The sequence below is a fragment of the Rathayibacter sp. PhB1 genome, assembly GCF_004362935.1.
GTDB classification, from domain to species: Bacteria; Actinomycetota; Actinomycetes; order Actinomycetales; family Microbacteriaceae; genus Rathayibacter; species Rathayibacter festucae.
Window position 1 is genome coordinate 492,325 of sequence record NZ_SNYD01000005.1, and the last position, 18,174, is coordinate 510,498.

Genomic DNA, 18,174 nt, shown 5'->3' on the forward strand with positions numbered 1-18,174 from the left:
CGGGGAGGGGGTCACGGGAGGGGGAGCAGGACCGTCGGGGCGGGGGCGGCCTCGCGGCCCTCGAAGGCGACGGGCTGGCAGACCATCAGGTAGTCGCCGGGCTCGACCTGCGCGAGGTCCGCGTTCTCGAGGATCACGACGCCGGCGCCGCAGAGGATCACGTGGGTCGGCCACTCCTCGGTGTGCGCGGGCGCCTCCATCGTCATGTAGTCCAGCCCCGCGAAGAGCACGCCGTGCTCGACCAGCCAGCGGGCACCGCTCGGCGCGAGGCCGACCCAGGTCTCCGACTTCACCGCGCGGGTCAGCGCGTCGGTCGAGTTGCGCGTGCGGAACAGCACGCGCACCGCCCCCTCGGCGCCGGCCGCGACGAGGTCCGTGTCGGTGATCTCCTCCGCGACGTGCCGCAGGTCGAGCACCCGGACCGGCCCGACCACGCTCTCCAGCGCGATCTCGTCGACGGTCGCGCCGCCCGGCACGAAGTGCGACGGCGCGTCGACGTGCGTGCCGGTGTGCGCGCCGATCAGCCAGCGCGAGACGTCGGAGGGGTAGCCGTCCACGATCTGCTCGACCATCTCGTAGGTCGGCCGCCGGCCCCAGTGGAGCATCTCGGTGGTGATCGGGATGTTGATCGGGATGGCGCCGGTCATGCGAGCCCTCGTCTCGTGCGGGAGTGGATCAGTGGATTCATTCATGACTATATTGGATCCAATCTGAAGTGCTCCAGGAGGCTCGCATGATCGCCGACGACTGGCCGGGCGCCTTCCCGCTGTCCCGCCCCCGCCGCCTCGTCCCGCTCGTGCTCGGCCACGAGCCGATCGCCGAGTCGATCTCGCTCCGCGGCGGTGACCCGGCGCGCTTCCTCCTCGAACCGGTCACCGGCGCCGCGATCGACCTCGGCGACTCCTGGATCCTGATCGACGGCGGATTCCACCTCGACCGCGTCCGCGACCCCGCCCAGCGTGCCGCGCACTACGACTACGAGAGCTACACCGCCGTCGTCCCGCCCGGCGACGCGCTCGCCGAGCAGGTCGCGGCGGCCGGCCTGCGCTGGGAGGACCTCGCCCTCGTCGCCCTCTCGCACCTGCACCTCGACCACACCGGCGGGCTGCGCCTCGTCCCGGCCGGCACCCCCGTCGCCCTGCAGCGGCGGGAGTGGGAGTGGCTCGGCGAGGGCCTCGGCCGCCGCGAGACCGTCGTCCCCGCCGATCTGCTCGAGGCCGACTTGCGCGTGCTGCTCCTGGACGGCGACACCGCTCTCGCCCCCGGAGTCACTGCGCTCGACACCCGCGGGCACACGCCGGGCCACCAGTCGTTCCGGATCGACCTCGCCGACCGCTCGATCGTGCTCGCCTGCGACGCCGCCGACCTGCAGCGCAACCTCGACGAGCGCACCGCCTGCGGCTGGACGGCCCGCCCGTCCGACGCGGACGCCGCGCAGCGCTCGGTCGAGCGGCTCGCGGACCTCGCGGCGCAGCCCGGACTCGACGGCCGGCCCGTCGAGGTCTGGCCCGGTCACGACCCCGATCAGCCCGCCTGGCGCGACTTCCTCGGGGTTCGCTGAGACGCTCTTGCGAGGGCGCTCCCGCCGTTGTAAATACTTGTATGCCACCGGTGAAAGGCCCGGTGGCGACCGATTTCCAGCGAGTGAGGAGACCATGATGCTTCTGCAGCAGGACCCGTTCCGCGACCTCGACCGCTTCAGCCGGCAGGTCTTCGGCACGGCCGCCCGACCGACCGTGATGCCCCTGGACGCCTGGCGCGAGGGCGACGACTTCGTCGTCGAGCTCGACCTGCCCGGCGTCCGGCCCGAGCGGATCGACATCGATGTCGAGCGGAACGTGCTGACCGTGCGCGCCGAGCGCGCCGGCCACCTCCCCGAGGGCGCCGACCCCGTCGCCGCCGAGCGGCAGTGGGGCGTCTTCAGCCGCCAGCTCGTCCTCGGTGACTCCCTCGACACCGACAGCGTGCACGCCGACTACACGGCGGGCGTGCTGACGCTGCGCATCCCGATCGCCGCGAAGGCGAAGCCGCGCCGGATCAGCCTCGCGTCGAGCGACGTGGGGACGAGCGACGTGGGGGTGACCGACGAGGGGCCGGCCGACGGGGGGACGGCCGACGCGGGGCCGGCAGACGCGGGGGCGAGCCCCGGCACCGGCGCGCAGCGCACGATCGACGCCTGACCGGCGTGCAGCGCTCGATCGACGCCTGACCGGCGTGCAGCGCTCGATCGACGCCTGACCGGCGTCACGGCGCACGATCGACGCGTCAGTCCGCGGCGCGGCCCGAGTCCTCGATCAGGCGGACCTTCACGTTCACGGCGAGCGGGCCCGTCACCGACGGCTCCGCGTCGAGCAGGCGCCGCAGCTCCTCGCCGACCGCGCGGAGGGTCTCGGGCGCGGGCAGCGCCGCAGTCGCCGCGATGTGCGCGGTCACGGTGGTGAAGCCGTCCGAGCGGTCGATGTCGACCAGCACGTCCGGCTGCCGCAGGGCGAGCTTCACGGCCAGCGCATCGGCGGCCGCCTCGAGCAGTGGCTGCGCCGGGTACACGCCGGTGACGCCCGCGGTCTCGCGGATCGCCGCGGTCAGGCGCTGCGAGAGCGCGGTGTCGTCGTGGGCGGTGTCGTCGTGAGCGGCGCCGTCCGTCCCGGTGCCGTCGGTCGCAGTGCTGTCGGTCACGGCTGGTCCTCCCTGCTCGGGTACACGTCGTCGACGGTGACGTCGATCGCGCCGACGACGAGCTCGGTGTGCCGCTCGAGGGCGTAGCGGATCCGCTCGCGCAGGCGGTCCGCGACCGTCGCGACGGGGATCCCGAACTCGAGCGCGAAGGTGACGTCGATCCGGATCACCGCGCCGGGCGCCGCGACGTCGCCGTCGAGCGTGCAGCGGCCCATGATGACGCCGCCCATGGTGTCGCCCGCGCGCCGGATCATCCCGCGCACCGCCGCCTCGGTCAGGGCGAGCCGCAGTGTCGGGTCGGGGTGGCGGATCGGCACGTCGCGCCCCGAGCGCACCTCGGACCGGATCGCGTCGAGCAGCCCGGCGATCCAGACCTCGTCGCGGTCCGGCTCCTCGTCGGCGCGTCGGCGCAGCGCGCTCGCGGACAGCTCGTTCAGTCGGGTGAGGTTCGCGAGCGCCAGGCGGCAGGCGGCCGAGCCCTCGATGGAGGGGTCGACCGGGGTGCGCCCGCGGTCGAGGTACTCGCCGAGCTCCTCCAGCGTGTGGCCGTCGAGGTCGTCGTCGGGCGCGTCGTCCTCGGGCACGCCGTCCTCGGGCGCGTCGTCCTCGGGCACGCCGTCCTCGGGCGCGGCGTCGTCGGGCGCGGCGTCGTCGAGCACGCCGTCCTCGGGCACGGCGTCCTCGGGCACACCGCTCTCGGGCACGCCGTCCACGGGCAGCCCGTCCTCGGGCACGGCGTCGTCTGCGTCGATCATCGCCATGCCTCCAGTTCGTGGAGCAGGAAGCGGCGGGCTCGGGCGAGCAGGCCGCGGACCGTCGAGACGGGGAGTTCGAGAGCGTCGGCGATCTCCTGGTAGCTGTAGCCGGCGGTCTCGCGGAGCAGCCAACAGCGTCGCTGATCGGGGGGCAATCGGTCCAGTGCCTCCCAGACGGCGTCCAGCTGGAGCCGCGCCTCGACGATCCGCTCGGGCGAGTGCTCGGCGGGCGCGGGCGGGTCCCAGTCGTCGATGTCGTCGTGGCGGCGCCGGACGCGGATCCGGTCGATCGCCTTGTGCGACACGATCCGCATCAGCCAGTTCCGGATGTGCGCGGGGCTGTCCAGGTCGCCGAGGCGGCGCCAGCCGGTGAGGAACGCCTCCTGCACGATGTCGTCGGACTCCACCTCGGAGCCGAGCAGCTTGGCCGCGTACACCCGCATCAGCGCGCCGTGGCGCCGGGCGAGTTGCTCGAACGCGGCGACGTCGCCGTCCACGGCCCGCGAGGCGAGCGTGGCGTCGGAGGCGCGGAGCAGCGGATCGTCGGGCCGGGCGTCGTCCGGCAGCGCGTCGTTGGGCCGCGCGTCGTCGGGCTGCGCCGCGGGCAGTGCCTCCGCCACGATCGCCACCTCCCGCCGTTCCGCCGTCGTTCCGCGCCTGCGGGCGTTCTCCGCAGGCGCCGCTCCGAATGCCTATCAGCCTCCACCCTCTCCGGCGAATCCGCTGGCCGGATTGCGAGCGCGCCCCGGATCCGTGACGTTTCCGGCCGTCGACCCGTCTGTATCTGTAGAGCCCCGAGGCCCACCCCCGTCCGCCTCTGATCTCCCAGACCCCGAGAGAAGCCCGACCATGCACACCTCCTCGCCACCGACGGCACGCCCGGCCGTCCCCGGTTCGACTGCGACCCCCGGCTCGACCTTCACGATGGGCAGCCCCTTCGCCTCCGCCGGCGACCTCTCCGGCGGCACCGAGCGCCGGTTCGAGGCCGCCGGAGGCGACCCCGCCGAGGCGTCCGCGGTCTACGCCGAGGCGTACGGCGGCGGCTCGTTCCGCGTGGAGCCGGGCTCGCGCGGCTTCTCCTTCCGCTACGCCTACCGCGGGAGCGAGCGGGTCACCCTCCGCACCTCCGACTGCGCGGGCGCGCTGACCGGCGAGATCGCGCACCTGCGCGAGTACGTCGTCGGCTGGTTCCGCGCCGGCGGCGGCCAGCTCAACCTGCGCCCCTTCACCCGCACCGGAGCCGCGTCCGCGCCGTTCCTGCTGCCCGCCGAGCGCCAGTTCGGCCTGGCCTACCAGCCGCACCGCCAGAACCTCGTGCACTTCGCGCCCGGCTTCCTCGAGGACGTCGCGACCGAGTCGCACTCCGGCCCGCGCCAGCCCGTCTCCTTCGACCACGAGGCCGACGCCGACCCCGGCGTGCTCGCCCGCTGGCGGACCGCCGTGACCGACGCGACGGCCGCGCTCGCGAGCGCTGCGATCGCCCCGCTGGTGCGCTTCACCGCCGAGCTCAACCTGGCTCGCGCGCTGCTGCTGCTCTTCCCGTGGCGCGCCTGGGACGTCCCCGCCGTGCTCCGTCGCCCCTCCGCCTCGCGCACCCGCGTCGCCCTCGACTTCCTGCAGCACCACGCGCACGAGCCGATCACCCCGGCCGACGCCGCCCGCGCCGCCGGCCTGCACACCCGCACCCTGCAGCAGGCCACCCAGCGCCACCTCGGCGTCTCGCCGTCGGTCTACCTCCGCGACGTCCGCCTCGACCGCGCCCACCACGACCTCGTCGAGGGCGACCCCTGCTCGACGACCGTCGCCGCCGTGGCCCGCGACTGGGGCTTCGGCAACCTCGGCCGCTTCGCGAGCGCCTACCAGACCCGCTTCCAGGAGCTGCCGAGCCACACGCTGCGCCACTGAGCGCTCGGCCGCCGCGCCGCGGTGGAGCCGGGCGCGGAGGGGCGGAGCCCGGCGCAGTCAGGCCGCGAGACCGAGCCGGACGTCTCGAGTGCGCAGCAGGGTGAAGGTGTCGCAGTAGGGCACGTCGAGCGCGCGGCAGGCGTTCGGGATGAGGATCCGGCGCCGCGCATCCGCCTGGAACCCCTCGTGGGTGACGACCGTGTGCCCGTGGGCAGCGGCGTGGGCGACCAGGAAGCAGTCGGCGACGTTCAGGAACTCGTCGACCGCCGCTCGCGTGAAGCGCCCCGCGGGGGCCCAGAGCGCGAGATCGGCGAGCGCGCCGGCCGTCCGGGCATCCACCCGGGAGAAGAGCTCTCGATGAGCGCGCGCCCAGACCGCGAGCTCGTCCTCGACGGCGACGATCTCCTCCTGCACCTGCTCGACGCTCCCGATGACGCCGGCGGCCGCGTCCCTCTCGAGCCACTCCCAGAAGCCCGGGGCGAGATCGAAGGCGTAGTAGCGGTTCTTGGCCTCGATCAGCACGTTCGTGTCGAGCAGGTACCTCACGCGACGCCCAGCTCGTCGGCCAGCTTCCGGAAGGTCTCGGCCTTCGTGGTGCGAGGAGCCGGTAGGCCTCGCCGTAGGTCGTCCCACCGCTCCGCGCGTCCGAGATCACCGCTCGAGCGAAGCGTCTCCCGAGGCGGAGCGGCTGGGTCCGGTAGAAGCTCCCACCGCTCCGGCGGGCCCATCGGGCCGCCTCCCGCACTCGATCCGCCTCGTCGCCGGAGCGGGACCAGTACTCGTCCTCGTCGATCAGGCCGATGTCGACGAGGCGACGGAGGACGACCAGCGTGCTCACCCGGTAGAGCGCCGCCAGGCGGTCGAGCTCCTCGGCGTCGGTCGTGCCCCGGAACTCACCGGGCAGGGTCGCGCGGGGGACGAGCATCTCCGCCGCGATCCGATCGCACCAGCGCTCGTGCTCGTCGCGCGCGGATCCGGTCGATCCGACCTCGGAGAGCGCGGACTCCCCGGCGACGATGTGCCCCAGCTCGTGCACGAGGGTGAAGATCTGCGCCGCCTTGGTGTCGGCGGCGTTCACGAAGACGAGCGGCGCGTAGTCGTCGACGAGCGCGAACCCGCCGAACTCCTGCGGGTCGAGCACCCGATGGGTGTCCGAGCCGACCACGCCGCTGACGGACACGAGCACACCGGCACTCTCGACGAGATCGATGAGCCGTCGGAACGCCGCGTCCCAGCTCGGGAAGCGACCGCGTCGCTCCCTGTCGAAGCCGATCATCGTGCTGATGCGGTCGGCGACGATCTCCACGGGCTCGTCGAGGGAGGCGGACCCGACGAGGGCGATCTCGACGAGGCCGTGAGCGAGGGCGAAGTCGCGGTACCACCCCTGACGGCGCTGGCACGTGGAGAGGGTGTCCCGGAGATCCGGCGAGAGCTCCCGCCTCTGCGCGCCGCCGCGCGTCCGGCGGTCGGGGATCCCCGCTGTCTCCTCGGGCGGCGTCGGGAGGAGGAGGTAGCCGAACGGGAGACGGGCCGCGCGGGCGAAGCTCCGCAGCTGCGGGAGCGTCGGCGGCGGGTCGGAGACGAGCCACCGGTCGAAGCGGGGGAAGCGCTCGCGGATCGCGGTCTCGGACCAGCCGGCGCGCTCCGCAGCCCACCGCAGGACCTCGGCGCTGACGGGGATCCGGACGCTCATCGACTCTCCCCGTTCCTCGGCGTGCGTGCCGTCCATCGTAGGAGGAGGACGCCTCAGCGTGCCGGGGTCGGCGCGCTCTGCGTGCCCGGATCGGCTACTCCCCGATCATCGCGAGCGACGGCGCGCGGCCCTTCTCGATGTGGGTGAAGGCGATCGACTCGGCGAGGCGGTCGTTGCCCGCGCGGATCGCGTCGAGCAGGCCGTGGTGCTCGTCGGACTGCTGGCGCTGGTCGCGGGCGCTGGTCAGGTAGAACAGCCAGGTCATCCGGCCGGTGACGGCGCGCATCAGCGAGGAGAGCAGGGCGCTGCCGGCCACCTCGACGATCGCCTCGTGCACGACGGTCGAGGTCTCGGCGACCTCCAGCCAGTCCTCGCTGTCGAGGGCGCGGTGCTCGGCGTCGATCGCGTCGAGCAGCGGAGCGAGGGAGGCGCCGCGGGCGACGGCCTGCGCGGCGAGGCGCGCGGCGAGCGTCTCGAGGCTCAGCCGGACGTCGAAGAGCTCAACCACGTCCTCGACGCTCCACTGCGCGACGCGGGTGGAGCGACGGGGCAGCATCCGCACGAAGCCCTCGTTGGCCAGCTGCGGCACGGCCTCGCGCACCGGCAGCCGCGAGACGTGCAGCTCGGCGGCCAGTGAGGCCTCGACGAGCCGCGACCCCTGCGGGTGCTGGCCGAGGATGATCTGCCGGCGCAGCGTCCGGTAGGTCTGGCTGGCGAGCGACTCCTCGGTGCTGGCGAGTGTCATGACGGTCCTCCTCGCGACGCCGGTGCGACCATTCAACACTCTCGGCCGACCCGGTGCGCTCGCCGTCCGGAGGCGCTCAGCCGCCGGGCCAGCTGCGCTCCTTCGGCAGCGGCCGGGCGTAGCTGTCGATCCGGCTGGTGCCGAGCCGCTGGCGGACGAGGGTCTCGACGAGCGCGGCCGCCGCGGCGACCCCGTCGACGACCGGCACCGGCAGCCGCGCGCCGACGTGCTCCTCGAGCCCCGCCATGCCCGCGCAGCCGAGGCAGATCACCTCGGCGCCGCGGGCGATCGCGCGCTCGCCGGCGGCGACGAAGGCGTCGAGGGTGGCCTGCGGATCCTCCTCCAGCTCGAGCACGCCGAGCCCGGTGTCCTCGATCGCGGCGCAGTGCGCGATCAGGCCCGCCGTGGTGAGGCTGTCCTCGATCTGGCCGACCGCGCGGCGGACCGTGGTGACCACCCCGTAGCGGCGGCCGAGCAGCATCGCGAGATGCGCCGACGCCTCCGTGATGTCGACGACGGGGACGTCGAGCAGCTCGCGCGCCCCCTCGCGGCCGTGCTCGCCGAAGCCGGCCATCACGACGCCGTCGATGCCGGCCGGCAGCCGCTCCAGGGTGTGCAGGACGGCCGCGGCGCTGAGAAAGCTGTCGTACCAGCCCTCGGCCGAGGCGACGCCCCAGCTCGGCGTGACCGCGACGATCTCGGTGCCCGGCCCGACAGCGAGCCGGGCGCGGGCGGCGGCCGTCTCGGTCATCGACGCGGTCGTGTTGCAGTTGACGACGGCGATGCGCATCAGCGGCCCGCCGCCGCGGGGACGCCGGACAGCCGGACAGCGCTGCCCGCGTCCCGCAGCCGCGCCAGATCGATCAGCGCGGCGGCGACGGCGAGGTCCTGCGCGGCGAGGCCGACGGAGTCGAAGACGGTGATCTCGTCGTCGCGCATGCGGCCGGGAGCGGTCCCGGCCACGACGTCGCCGAGCTCGAGCAGCCCGGCAGCGGCGTCGAGGGCGCCCTCCGCGATCGCGAGGACGAGGTCGCCCGACTTCGCCCGCGCGGTGGCCGCGCTGTCGACGACGAGCGTGCCGATCGCCATCGCCGCGGAATCGAGCTCGCGGTGCTCCGGTCGCGGACGGGCGCCCACGGCGTTCACGTGCTGGCCGGCGTGCAGCCAGGCGCCGCGCACGATCGGCTCGACCGACGGCGTCAGCGTGCAGAGCACGTCGGAGCGCTCGGCGACGGCCCGCGGATCCGCGGCACGGATCACGGGGCGCCCCACCGCCTCCTCGAACCGGTCGAGCGTCGCGTCCGACCGCGACCAGACCACGATCTCGTCCAGGTCGCGCACCGCCTGCAGCGCGCGGACGTGCGCGACGGCGAGGTTGCCGGCGCCGATCAGCCCGAGCACCCGGCTGTCCGCGCGGGCGAGATGCCGGGTGGCGACCGCGGAGGCGGCGGCGGTGCGGGCCCGGGTGATCAGCGCCCCGTCCAGGACGGCCACGCACTCCCCGGTGAGCAGCGAGGTGACCAGGATCGTCGAGCGCTGCGTCGGCAGCCCGCGCGCCGCGTTGCCGGGCAGGTCGGCCATCAGCTTCACGGCGGCCAGGCCCAGGGCGTCGGAGCGGACCGCCATCGGCAGGATCAGCCCGTCGTCCTCGCCCGCGAGGGCCGTCGGCGCACCCTGGTGCAGCGCGCCGGAGCCGAGGTCCGCGAACACCTGCTCGACCGCGCCGAGCACGTCGACGTCGGGGAGCAGCCCGGCGATCTGCTCGGAGGCGAGGACGAGCGTCATCAGCGCGCGCCGACCGTCGTGCGGCCGGTCAGCTCGGCGAGCGAGGGGGCGCGGGTGACGAGCCCGGCCTCCGCGAGGATCCGCATCCAGCGGTCGGAGGCGGCCTCGTCGATCACGGTCGTGTCCCAGACCCCGCCGGCGGCCATCTCGTCGGCGGCCTCGTGCAGCAGCACCGGGTCGCGGTCGGGCCAGCGCGCGGCGAGCACCGCGTCGATCTCGGCGCCGGCCTCGCCCGCAGTGATCCGCTGCATGGCCGTCTCGATCGCGTCGACGAAGCGCTCGGTGCGGTCGGCGAGCTCCTCGACCCGCTCGGTGCGGGTGTAGTAGACGCTGTTGGGCATCACACCCGCGTCGAGGTGGCGGAAGACGATCTGCCCGCCGCCGGCCGCGACGAGCTCCTTCGCCGAGAGCAGGTCGAGCACGATCGCGTCGCCGAGGCCGTCGCGGTAGAGCTCCAGCATCATCGCCGTGGACAGGTCGCGCGCCCAGCGGGTGGCGGAGACGTCGAGGCCGGCCTCGCGGATCAGGCCCGCGGTGAACTCGAACGGCGCGCTGCCGCCGGCGCCCGGGGCGAGCACGACCTTCCCGTCCAGCCAGTCGAGGCCGACCGGTCCGGAGCCGTCGCGGGCCACGATCGTCATCGGGAAGCGGTGGTTGAGCTGGCCGACGACGGTCAGCTCGCGGCTGGTGCCGGCGTACATGCCGGGGACCCAGAGCCCGCCGAGGGCGAGGTCGGCGGCGCCGGAGTCGAGGTCGTCGAGGACGCCGGTCCAGGGGTCGCAGGCGGTGGCGGTGACGGCGAGGCCGCGCTCGGCGAACAGGCCGCCGACGTCGGCGACGTACTCGGGGAGGTAGTTGAGTCCGTTGGCGGTGGCCGAGACGGTGAGGGTGTCCATGGTGCTCCTTGAGGTGCTGTCCGGTGGTGGGTCGCGCCCCCGGCGCCGGAGCGCCGGGGGCACGGGTGGGTCAGTGGGCGGCGGCGGCGATCGCGTTCTCGTTGACGTCCTCGAGCGAGCGTCCCCGGGTCTCCGGGGCGAAGCGGGAGGCGACGACGAGCACCGCGTACATCACGGCGGCGAGGCCGAAGACGCCGGCGAAGGCGAACGAGCCGTAGAGCGCGACGGCGAGGAACGGCATGACCGCTCCGGCGATGTTGCCGATGCCGTTGACGATCGAGGCGCCGGAGGCGCGGATCGCGGTCGGGAAGATCTCGGCGGTCCAGGTGGCGAGGGTCGTGTTGGTGACCATCGTGAAGAACTGGAAGAGAGCGCCGAGCACGAGGATCGCCCCGGTGCCGTTGCCGAACCCGGCGAAGGCGAGCGCGGTGAGGCAGCCGAGGACTCCGGCGGCGCCGACGGCGGTGCGGCGGCCGACGCGACCGGCGATCAGGGCCGCGGTCGTCGCTCCGAGGAGCGAGCCGATGTTCATGATCATCGTGTAGAGCAGGCTCTCCGAGACGGAGTAGCCGCGCTCGACCAGCAGGGTCGGCATCAGGAAGTTCAGCGTGACCTGCGAGCCGAAGGCCATCCAGGACGCGACGCCGAGGGCGGCGGTGCGGCGGATCACCGGGCGGCTGAAGACCGCGGCGGGGGAGGCGGACATCCGCACGGGCGGCAGGTCGTCCGGCGAGAGCTCGACGGGCGGGCGGTCGGCGGTGGGGGTGAGCGAGTTCGAGGCGAGGATCGCGAGCGAGCGGTTCGCCTCCTCCGTGCGGCCCTGCGAGAGCAGCCAGCGCGGCGTCTCCGGCAGCTTGCGGCGGTAGAAGACGACCAGCAGCGCGGGGACGGCGAGGATCACGAACGACCAGCGCCATACCGAGTCGGGGCCGCCGAGCGGGGTCTCCAGCGGGCCGAGCAGCAGCAGGAACAGGCCGTAGGAGAGGAAGTTGCCCAGGCCCCCGGCGCCGACGTTGACGGCGCCGATCGCGGTGCCGCGGAAGCGGGTGGAGACCATCTCGGAGAGCATGACCAGACCGATCATGAACTCGCCGCCGATGCCGATGCCGACGATCAGGCGGCTGACGAGCAGCATCTCGTAGTTCATCGCGACGGCGCTGAGCAGTCCGCCGAGCGTGTAGATCAGCAGGTTCAGGCTGAGCGAGAAGCGGCGGCCGTAGCGGTCGGCGAGGTAGCCGGCCAGCAGGCGGCCGATCAGTCCGCCGATGACCGTGGCGGTGTTGATCGTCGTGAGCTGGATGTCGCCGATCTGCAGCGTCTCCTTGATGTGGCTGCCCATGGCACCCACCGAGTTCTGCTCGAGCGTGTTGAAGAACTCCCCGGCGAGGATCAGCAGGAAGATCCAGAACTGCGCGCGGGTGAAGCCGATGGAGTCGAGGACGGAGGCGACCGTGTGTCCGGAGGCGGGCGGAGCGGTGGTGCGGGATACAGCTGACATGTGTAGCTCCCAGCAGGGCGAGGGGTGAGGCGGCTCCAGAGTGATGGTCACCGCGAGGACTCCTCTTTTGTATCCCAAACACCGTTTCGGGCAGGTTTCCACGATGCTACAACCTGCGCACGCGGGCGTCGAACCGCGCGAGAGGGCGCCGTCGGTGCGGTGATTCCGTGTCCGCTGTATACAAAACGGGTCTGAGCGCGGTGCGGAGCCTGCCCCGAGACCGTGCTAAGTCCGCCCTGAGCTCGCAGGGACGCCCTCTTCACCGACAGCTGCCGCGCATCTCCCCGGCCTGTGGACGGCGCTGGCCGCAGAGCGCGTCGTCGCTCGATGTTTCCTGCGCACTGGCTGATCCGGCGGGACGATCCCGGAGCCCCGCACGTCTGATTCATGTGCGACGGATCGTCGTCACCGCGACCGAGTCGCGCATCACCTTCTACACAGGGAGAGCATCATGACCAACGTCACCCCCAGCACCCTCGCCAGCACCTCGGCCAAGCACGGCACCGAGACCTCGACCGGCAAGAACACGATCGCCGACGGCGTCGTCGAGAAGGTCGCCGGCATCGCCGCCCGCCAGGTCGCCGGCGTCCACGACCTCGGTGGCGGAGCCGCCCGCGCCATCGGCGCCATCCGCAACGCGATCAACGCGCAGGACCGCGGCCAGGGCATCTCCGTCGAGGTCGGCGAGAAGCAGGTCGCCGCCGACATCACCGTCGTCGCCGAGTACCCCGTCGCGCTGCAGAAGCTCGCCGACAGCATCCGCTCCGCCGTCTCCGAGGCCATCTCCTCGGTCGTCGGCATGGAGGTCACCGAGGTCAACGTGACCGTCGCCGACGTCTACATCCCCTCGGACGACAAGGACGAGGACACCGAGAGCCGCGTCAAGTGACTCCGTCCCACCTCGGCCTGATCCTGGGCGCCGTCCTCGCCGTCACCGGCCTGGTCTTCGGCTTCTGGGCACTCCTCTGGGTCGCCCTCGCCATGGCCGTCGGCTACGGCGTCGGCCGCGTCGTCGAGGGCAAGCTCGACCTGAGCTCGCTCGCCGACACCCTCCGCGGGCGGCGGTCCTCGTGACCGCGGCGGTGATGGCCGACCAGGCCCGCCACGGCCGCACGACGATCACCTCGCGCGCCGTGCGCAGGGTCGTGTCGGCCGTCACCGCGGAGGCGCTCGACGTCGACGCGTCGGACGTCTCGGTCGAGCTGGACGACGACGGGGGGAAGCTGCACGTCACCGCGCAGGCCCCCCTGCGCATCCGTCCGCTCGGCGAGGGGGACCGCCGCTCCGGCACGGTCCTCAGCCGTCTCAGCACGGCCCAGTCCACCATCCGCACCCGCTGCCTCGAGCTGACCGGGTCCACCATCGGGCGCGTCGACCTCCGGATCACCGGGGCCGACCTGCGCGAGCGAAGGAGAGTCTCGTGACGACCCCCGCAGCCTCAGGGACCCGCTCCACGGGTTCGCTGTACCCCCGGCTCGTCCGGCGCGAGATCACCTCGTCCCGCTCCACCTCGGCGATCGTCCTCGCGGTCCTGCTCATCCTCGTCTTCGCGTGGATCGGCACGGAGGCGGTGCTCGCCGCCCTCGGGCAGCCCGCGCTGCTCGTCGCCCCGCAGGACGGCGCGGCCGCGGTGCTCGGCGCCGCGAGTGCTCCCGTCCCGCTGATCGTCGCCGGCGGAGCGGTCGCCGCGCTGATCGGGCTCGTCCTGATCGTCGTGTCCTTCTCCCCGGGTCGTCGCGGCCGCCGCCGCGCCGCCGCCGACCGCACCGCGGCCGTCATCGACGACCGCGTGATCGCGCAGAGCCTCGCCCGCACCGCCGCCTACGCCGGCGACGTCGACCCCGACCAGGTGTCGGTCTCGATCGGCGGACGCACGGCCGGAGTCACCGTCGGCCGCACCTCCGGGCGCAGCCTCGACGTCGGCACCATCCGCGCGGCGGTCGACGCCGAGCTCGCCGGCTACGACATCAGCCCGAAGCTCACGGCCCGCGTGCGCCTGTCCGAGAAGGGGACGGTCCGATGACCACCACCAACCGGTTCCTCAACCGCCTCCTCCTGTTCGTCGTGGGCCTCGTGCTCCTGCTCGCCGGCGGTGCCGTCGCGGCGGGAGCGCTGTTCCCCGACGTCCAGCAGACGGTCTCCACCGGCGCGGAGGACGCGACGCAGCCCACCAGCGACGCCCTCTCCGGCGGGCAGCCGTGGATCCTCTGGGTCACGGCCGTGGTCGCCCTCGTGCTGATCCTGCTGCTGGTGCGCTTCATCGTGCGCCAGGGCCGGGGACGCACGTCGACGCTGCTGCGCGTGGGCTCCGGCTCCGGCGCGGGCACGCCGACCGGCGGCTCCGTGACCATCGACGCGAAGGTCGCCGAGCACGTCCTCGAGGAGGCGCTGTCGCACGATCCCTCGATCGTCGCGCTCGACGTCACCGCCTTCGAGGTCAAGCACCGCACCGTCCTCCGCGTCACCGCGCACACCCGCCGCGGCGTCTCGCCGATGCGGACCCGCCGCGCGATCGACGACGCGGTGAAGAGCTGGGACGCCGTCCTGGGCGAGGAGACCCCCGTGGTCATCCAGATCGTCAGCGGCCTCCGCACCAGGATGAGCAGCAGCGCCCGCGTGCAGTAGCGGCGTCCGCGCCGCCCCGTGCCGCGCACCCGCCGCACCGGACGATCCGGCCCTCCCGCTCGGGAGGGCCGGAAGACCACTGAGGAGTACCCCATGACCGACACCGTCGGAACGAACGACCTCCGCGCCATCGACGGCGCGCACCCGGAGGGCGAGTCGATCGAGCGCCTGCTCGCGACCGCCGCCGCGGAGACCACCGCCGGTGTCACCGGCGTCCACCACCTCGGCGGCGCCGCCGCCCGCACCCTCGACCGCGCGACCCGCGCCGTCCTGGGCACCAGCACGAGCCCCGGCGTCAGCATCGCCCGCGTCGACGACGCGCTCGTCCTCGACCTCGACCTGGTGTCGGAGTACCCGCGCCCCGTCCAGGAGGTCATCGACGCCGTCCGCGAGCAGGTCGGCAAGGCCGCCGCTCAGCTGACCCGCGAGCGCGTCGTCGTCAACGTCAACGTCACCGACGTGCACGGCCCCTTCGACCCGATCGAGGTGCCGGACTCCGAGCGCGAGGACGGCCCCTCGCTGGTCGAGAAGGCCGGCGACGCGATGGACTCCGCCCGCGAGAAGGGCGGTGCCGCCCTCGACTCCGCCCGCGAGAAGGGCGCGGCAGCGCTCGACACCGCCCGCGAGCGGACCGCCGACGCGCTCGACGACGCCTCTGACCGCCTCGACGAGGCCGCCGACCGCGCCGCCGCGTCGGACGCCACCGCGGACTCGCTGTCCGACGAGGTCGCGACCCGGCCGGCTCGCGTGGAGCGCGACGCCGACGTCGACGCGGACTCCGACTCCGACTCCGACGCTGTCGAGACCGTCGTCGTCACCGCCGATGCTCCCGCCGCCGAGTTCGTCGTCCGCGTCGAGGTCGAGCCGGTGGACGCCGGCACCTCGGCCGACGGCTCCGACGTCGCCGACGCCGAGCGCCGCGGGTCGGAGTAGCCCGTGCGCACCCGCTCCTACGGCTCGCGCCGGAAGCCGCGCGCGGCCTGGGCCGCCCTCGCGACCGGTGTCGTCGTCAGCTTCCTGATCGTCGTCGGCGTGCTGCTGCCGGTGCTCGGCCTGATCGGCGCGGCCGACGCGACGACCGCGGGCGTCCTCGACGTCCCGGTCGGCGCGATCACCCTCTCGATCGTGATCAGCTACCTGATCGCCCTGGCGTTCCTCGCGCTGGCGATCGTCTCCCGGAACGCCGCCCTCGCCTGGGTCGCCGCGGTCGCCGCCGTGATCGCCACCCTCGTCGGCTCCGTCTGGCCGCTGCTCGCCACCGCCTTCGCGAGCGTCGACCAGGCCGGCGACGTCATCCCCTTCATCCAGGACCTGATCGCCCGCGTCACCGGCTGACCGACGGGTCCTCACCCCGCCGGTCGAGCAGGCCAAGCCGCTTCGCGCCTCGGCGATGGGGGAGTGGACGCCGCGGCCGCCCTTCTCCGCTGGTCGATCAGCCCCACAGGGGCATGTCGAGTCTCATGCTGGTCGAGTAGCCCCGAAGGGGCGTATCGAGACCCACCGTCATCAGCACGGCGGTCTGCAGACTCGCCTTCCGACGAGAACGGAGCGGACCGCGACACGCCCGCTGCACGTGCTGTGCGACCACCGGACGGCCCGCTCGAACGGTGTGGAGCGCTCGAGCGCTGCAGAACATCAGCTGAGAAGGGGTGGCCTCCGCTGTCAGGGGATGCCCCCTGCTCTCAGCTGATGTTGTGCCCACCCCTGCCGGTCGAGGAGCCCGTAGGGGCGTCCCGAGACCCGCCGTCACCAGCAGGGCGGATCTGCGGACTCGTGTTCTGACATCGGTGGATCCACCGGCAAGAGACGTCGGCGAACATGCTGGTCGAGTAGCCCCGCAGGGGCGTATCGAGACCCACCGTCCTCAGAGCGGTGGGTCTGCAGACTCGCGTTCTGACATCGGTGGATCTCGATACGCCCGCTCCGCGGGCTACTCGATCAGCATGGGCACCCCGAGGCGATCTGCGCTCCCCGCCCGTAGCGTGGCGGGATGACCACCAGCACCCACCCCGACGATCTCCGCGCGCAGTACCTGCGCGTCTACGACGAGCAGCTCCGCACCGACGCCGAGACGCCGAGCGCCGTGGCGGTGACGCTCGCCGGCCCGCTCCGGCTGGTCACCTTCGCCGGCGGGCGCGGCTTCGTCACCTACCGCGACCTCGGCGGGGCGGACGAGGCGGCGATCGACGCCCTCGTCGCCGCGGCCCGCGCGCACTTCGACGCCGACGCGGAGATCCGGAAGGTCGAGTGGAAGACCCGCGGCCACGACCGGGCGCCCGGTCTGCACGAGGCACTGCTGCGCCACGGCTTCGCCGCCGAGGAGACGGAGTCGATCATGATCGGCCCGCTCGAGGCGCTCACCCGTGACGCCCCGGTGCCCGACGGCGCGACCCTGCGCCGCGTCGTCGACGAGCCGGACGTCCGCGCGTTCAGCGCCATGATCGACGCCGCCTTCGGCGAGGACGTCGACACGGACATCGCCGACGCGCTGGTCGCGCGGCTCGCCCGCGGCGACGGCATGGAGCTGTGGGTCGCCGAGGTCGACGGCCGCATGGTCGGCGGTGGCCGGCTCGAGCCGGTCGCGGACTCCGACGTCGTCGGCGTCTGGGGCGGCGCCGTCCTCGAGGAGTACCGCGGCCGCGGCATCTACCGCGCGCTGACGGCCGCGCGCGCCGCCTCCGCTCTCGAGGCAGGCCGCACCCTCGTGCACAGCGACTCGACCGAGTACTCCCGCCCCATCCTCGAGCGCTCGGGCCTCGTGAAGGTCTCGACGACGACCCCGTACCTCTGGCGCCGCCCGTGAGAGGCACATGGAGGCGCGATCCGCGCGGCATTTCTTGCTGATGAAGCAGTGGGCCCGTTTCATGCTGATCGAGTAGCCCGCGAAGCGGGCGTATCGAGATCCACCGTCCTCAAGACGTGGGGTCTCGATACGCCCCTCCGGGGCTACTCGACCAGCATGGACGCGCGATCCGCGCGGCATTTCTTGCTGATGAAGCAGTGGGCCCGTTTCATGCTGATCGAGTAGCCCTCGGAGCGGGCGTATCGAGATCCACCGTCCTCAAGACGTGGGGTCTCGATACGCCCCTGCGGGGCTACTCGACCAGCATGCGCTGCGCTCAGCTCGGCGAGCTGATCTCCAGCGCGATGTTGTCGGGGTCGCGGAACTCGAGGATGCTCTGGCCGCCGGCGTCCTTGATCGGCTCGTGCGCGATGCCGAGCTCGTCGAGCGCGGCGGCGGCGGCCTTCAGGGCGTCGAGGTCGGCGACGGCGAAGCTGAGGTGGTCGAGGCCGATGCGGTCCTCGTCGAAGCGGTCGCCCGCGTCGGCGACCGGGCGCAGGCCCAGCAGTCCGCCCGGGAACTGGTAGATCACGCCGCCGAAGAGGAACGCGAGCTGCTCCTTCTGCTCCTCGGGGGCGTCCGCGGGCGGCGCCTCGAAGGCGACGTCGAAGCCGAAGACGGAGTCGTAGAAGGCGCGCGACACGGCGATGTCGCGGACGGTCAGGCGGATGTGGGCGTAGTCGACAGCGGGGATCGGCACGGTGGTTCCTCTCGGGAGCGGAGGGCGGAGTCGCCCTCCCTTCATGATTCGGAG

Annotated in this window: 21 protein-coding genes and 2 pseudogenes; 11 read left to right on the forward strand and 12 right to left on the reverse strand. The window is 73.3% G+C overall.

What is annotated here, in order from left to right; all coding sequences use genetic code 11:
• Nucleotides 1-11 precede the first annotated feature (11 nt).
• Entirely contained in the window at nucleotides 12-647 is a 636-nt protein-coding gene (locus EDF17_RS15275; RefSeq protein ID WP_123447457.1) for a cyclase family protein, read from the reverse strand.
• Between the two features lie 86 nt (nucleotides 648-733).
• Between EDF17_RS15275 and EDF17_RS15280 the strand changes: the two genes are divergently transcribed.
• Both EDF17_RS15280 and EDF17_RS15285 read left to right on the forward strand, forming a co-directional pair.
• Nucleotides 734-1,561 carry an N-acyl homoserine lactonase family protein gene (locus EDF17_RS15280; RefSeq protein WP_123447458.1) on the forward strand — a complete coding sequence of 276 codons (828 nt, stop codon included), beginning with the start codon at nucleotides 734-736 and terminating at the stop codon, nucleotides 1,559-1,561.
• Between the two features lie 97 nt (nucleotides 1,562-1,658).
• Nucleotides 1,659-2,051 (forward strand): annotated as a pseudogene (locus EDF17_RS15285) (Hsp20/alpha crystallin family protein); the annotation flags it as partial.
• A gap of 214 nt (nucleotides 2,052-2,265) precedes the next feature.
• Here the strand turns inward: EDF17_RS15285 and EDF17_RS15290 are convergent.
• From EDF17_RS15290 to EDF17_RS15300, 3 genes are read right to left on the reverse strand one after another with little or no spacing between them, the layout of a single operon-like run.
• Nucleotides 2,266-2,676, reverse strand: coding sequence for a hypothetical protein (locus EDF17_RS15290; protein ID WP_123447459.1), 411 nt, complete (start codon nucleotides 2,674-2,676; stop codon nucleotides 2,266-2,268).
• Nucleotides 2,673-3,431, reverse strand: coding sequence for an Asp23/Gls24 family envelope stress response protein (locus EDF17_RS15295; protein ID WP_133672105.1), 759 nt, complete (start codon nucleotides 3,429-3,431; stop codon nucleotides 2,673-2,675). Before EDF17_RS15295 ends, EDF17_RS15290 begins: the two co-directional genes overlap by 4 nt.
• Entirely contained in the window at nucleotides 3,428-4,051 is a 624-nt protein-coding gene (locus tag EDF17_RS15300; RefSeq protein WP_311316445.1) for a sigma-70 family RNA polymerase sigma factor, read from the reverse strand. Before EDF17_RS15300 ends, EDF17_RS15295 begins: the two co-directional genes overlap by 4 nt.
• Nucleotides 4,052-4,280: 229 nt before the next feature.
• Here EDF17_RS15300 and EDF17_RS15305 point away from each other — a divergent pair, with 229 nt between their 5' ends.
• Complete coding sequence (locus tag EDF17_RS15305) at nucleotides 4,281-5,336, forward strand: helix-turn-helix domain-containing protein (protein WP_123447461.1); 1,056 nt, start codon at nucleotides 4,281-4,283, stop codon at nucleotides 5,334-5,336.
• Nucleotides 5,337-5,393: 57 nt separating this feature from the next.
• Here the strand turns inward: EDF17_RS15305 and EDF17_RS15310 are convergent, their stop codons facing one another.
• The 7 genes and pseudogenes from EDF17_RS15310 to EDF17_RS15340 all read right to left on the reverse strand — a co-directional run bounded on the left by EDF17_RS15310 (nucleotide 5,394) and on the right by EDF17_RS15340 (nucleotide 11,953).
• Entirely contained in the window at nucleotides 5,394-5,882 is a 489-nt protein-coding gene (locus EDF17_RS15310) for a DUF4411 family protein (protein WP_123447462.1), read from the reverse strand.
• A gap of 322 nt (nucleotides 5,883-6,204) precedes the next feature.
• A pseudogene (locus tag EDF17_RS20535) lies at nucleotides 6,205-7,065 on the reverse strand (ImmA/IrrE family metallo-endopeptidase); the annotation flags it as partial.
• Nucleotides 7,066-7,123: 58 nt separating this feature from the next.
• Entirely contained in the window at nucleotides 7,124-7,774 is a 651-nt protein-coding gene (locus tag EDF17_RS15320; protein WP_123447463.1) for a GntR family transcriptional regulator, read from the reverse strand.
• A 76-nt stretch (nucleotides 7,775-7,850) separates the two neighbouring features.
• A complete protein-coding gene (locus EDF17_RS15325) occupies nucleotides 7,851-8,564 on the reverse strand; it encodes an aspartate/glutamate racemase family protein (protein WP_123447464.1) in 714 nt (237 codons plus the stop codon).
• Nucleotides 8,564-9,559: an ornithine cyclodeaminase family protein gene (locus EDF17_RS15330; RefSeq protein WP_123447465.1), complete on the reverse strand. Its 996-nt coding sequence runs from the start codon at nucleotides 9,557-9,559 to the stop codon at nucleotides 8,564-8,566. Before EDF17_RS15330 ends, EDF17_RS15325 begins: the two co-directional genes overlap by 1 nt.
• Nucleotides 9,559-10,455 carry an ABC transporter substrate-binding protein gene (locus tag EDF17_RS15335; RefSeq protein ID WP_123447466.1) on the reverse strand — a complete coding sequence of 299 codons (897 nt, stop codon included), beginning with the start codon at nucleotides 10,453-10,455 and terminating at the stop codon, nucleotides 9,559-9,561. Before EDF17_RS15335 ends, EDF17_RS15330 begins: the two co-directional genes overlap by 1 nt.
• Before the next feature lie 70 nt (nucleotides 10,456-10,525).
• On the reverse strand, nucleotides 10,526-11,953 hold the full coding sequence (locus EDF17_RS15340) for an MFS transporter (protein ID WP_243732914.1): 1,428 nt from the start codon (nucleotides 11,951-11,953) through the stop codon (nucleotides 10,526-10,528).
• A 451-nt stretch (nucleotides 11,954-12,404) separates the two neighbouring features.
• On the opposite strand from EDF17_RS15340, the gene EDF17_RS15345 reads away from it, so the two are divergent.
• From EDF17_RS15345 to EDF17_RS15380, 8 genes are all read left to right on the forward strand, one after another.
• On the forward strand, nucleotides 12,405-12,842 hold the full coding sequence (locus EDF17_RS15345; RefSeq protein ID WP_123447467.1) for an Asp23/Gls24 family envelope stress response protein: 438 nt from the start codon (nucleotides 12,405-12,407) through the stop codon (nucleotides 12,840-12,842).
• Nucleotides 12,839-13,027: a DUF2273 domain-containing protein gene (locus EDF17_RS15350; protein WP_123447468.1), complete on the forward strand. Its 189-nt coding sequence runs from the start codon at nucleotides 12,839-12,841 to the stop codon at nucleotides 13,025-13,027. The genes EDF17_RS15345 and EDF17_RS15350 overlap by 4 nt, the downstream gene beginning before the upstream one ends.
• Nucleotides 13,024-13,377 (forward strand): hypothetical protein, encoded by a 354-nt coding sequence (locus EDF17_RS15355; protein WP_243581525.1) that lies wholly within the window; start codon nucleotides 13,024-13,026, stop codon nucleotides 13,375-13,377. Before EDF17_RS15350 ends, EDF17_RS15355 begins: the two co-directional genes overlap by 4 nt.
• A complete protein-coding gene (locus EDF17_RS15360; RefSeq protein WP_123447469.1) occupies nucleotides 13,374-13,976 on the forward strand; it encodes a DUF6286 domain-containing protein in 603 nt (200 codons plus the stop codon). Before EDF17_RS15355 ends, EDF17_RS15360 begins: the two co-directional genes overlap by 4 nt.
• Nucleotides 13,973-14,578, forward strand: a complete 606-nt coding sequence (locus EDF17_RS15365; RefSeq protein WP_123447470.1) for a hypothetical protein — start codon at nucleotides 13,973-13,975, stop codon at nucleotides 14,576-14,578. The genes EDF17_RS15360 and EDF17_RS15365 overlap by 4 nt, the downstream gene beginning before the upstream one ends.
• A gap of 93 nt (nucleotides 14,579-14,671) precedes the next feature.
• The gene (locus EDF17_RS15370; RefSeq protein ID WP_123447471.1) at nucleotides 14,672-15,511 is read left to right on the forward strand and encodes an Asp23/Gls24 family envelope stress response protein; all 840 of its coding nucleotides are present in this window, start codon (nucleotides 14,672-14,674) and stop codon (nucleotides 15,509-15,511) included.
• A 3-nt stretch (nucleotides 15,512-15,514) separates the two neighbouring features.
• A complete protein-coding gene (locus tag EDF17_RS15375) occupies nucleotides 15,515-15,913 on the forward strand; it encodes a hypothetical protein (RefSeq protein WP_123447472.1) in 399 nt (132 codons plus the stop codon).
• A gap of 655 nt (nucleotides 15,914-16,568) precedes the next feature.
• The gene (locus EDF17_RS15380) at nucleotides 16,569-17,381 is read left to right on the forward strand and encodes a GNAT family N-acetyltransferase (RefSeq protein WP_123447473.1); all 813 of its coding nucleotides are present in this window, start codon (nucleotides 16,569-16,571) and stop codon (nucleotides 17,379-17,381) included.
• 316 nt (nucleotides 17,382-17,697) lie between these two features.
• On the opposite strand, the gene EDF17_RS15385 is transcribed toward EDF17_RS15380, so the two are convergent.
• On the reverse strand, nucleotides 17,698-18,120 hold the full coding sequence (locus tag EDF17_RS15385) for a VOC family protein (RefSeq protein WP_123447474.1): 423 nt from the start codon (nucleotides 18,118-18,120) through the stop codon (nucleotides 17,698-17,700).
• Nucleotides 18,121-18,174: the final 54 nt, after the last annotated feature.

Bases quoted from the DNA above. Each gene is read 5' to 3' on its own strand.
- EDF17_RS15275 (WP_123447457.1), bottom strand. From the start codon at position 647: ATGACCGGCGCCATCCCGATCAACATCCCGATCACCACCGAGATGCTC.
- EDF17_RS15280 (WP_123447458.1), top strand. From the start codon at position 734: ATGATCGCCGACGACTGGCCGGGCGCCTTCCCGCTGTCCCGCCCCCGC.
- EDF17_RS15295 (WP_133672105.1), bottom strand. From the start codon at position 3,431: ATGATCGACGCAGACGACGCCGTGCCCGAGGACGGGCTGCCCGTGGAC.
- EDF17_RS15305 (WP_123447461.1), top strand. From the start codon at position 4,281: ATGCACACCTCCTCGCCACCGACGGCACGCCCGGCCGTCCCCGGTTCG.
- EDF17_RS15320 (WP_123447463.1), bottom strand. From the start codon at position 7,774: ATGACACTCGCCAGCACCGAGGAGTCGCTCGCCAGCCAGACCTACCGG.
- EDF17_RS15325 (WP_123447464.1), bottom strand. From the start codon at position 8,564: ATGCGCATCGCCGTCGTCAACTGCAACACGACCGCGTCGATGACCGAG.
- EDF17_RS15330 (WP_123447465.1), bottom strand. From the start codon at position 9,559: ATGACGCTCGTCCTCGCCTCCGAGCAGATCGCCGGGCTGCTCCCCGAC.
- EDF17_RS15335 (WP_123447466.1), bottom strand. From the start codon at position 10,455: ATGGACACCCTCACCGTCTCGGCCACCGCCAACGGACTCAACTACCTC.
- EDF17_RS15340 (WP_243732914.1), bottom strand. From the start codon at position 11,953: ATGTCAGCTGTATCCCGCACCACCGCTCCGCCCGCCTCCGGACACACG.
- EDF17_RS15345 (WP_123447467.1), top strand. From the start codon at position 12,405: ATGACCAACGTCACCCCCAGCACCCTCGCCAGCACCTCGGCCAAGCAC.
- EDF17_RS15365 (WP_123447470.1), top strand. From the start codon at position 13,973: ATGACCACCACCAACCGGTTCCTCAACCGCCTCCTCCTGTTCGTCGTG.
- EDF17_RS15370 (WP_123447471.1), top strand. From the start codon at position 14,672: ATGACCGACACCGTCGGAACGAACGACCTCCGCGCCATCGACGGCGCG.
- EDF17_RS15380 (WP_123447473.1), top strand. From the start codon at position 16,569: ATGACCACCAGCACCCACCCCGACGATCTCCGCGCGCAGTACCTGCGC.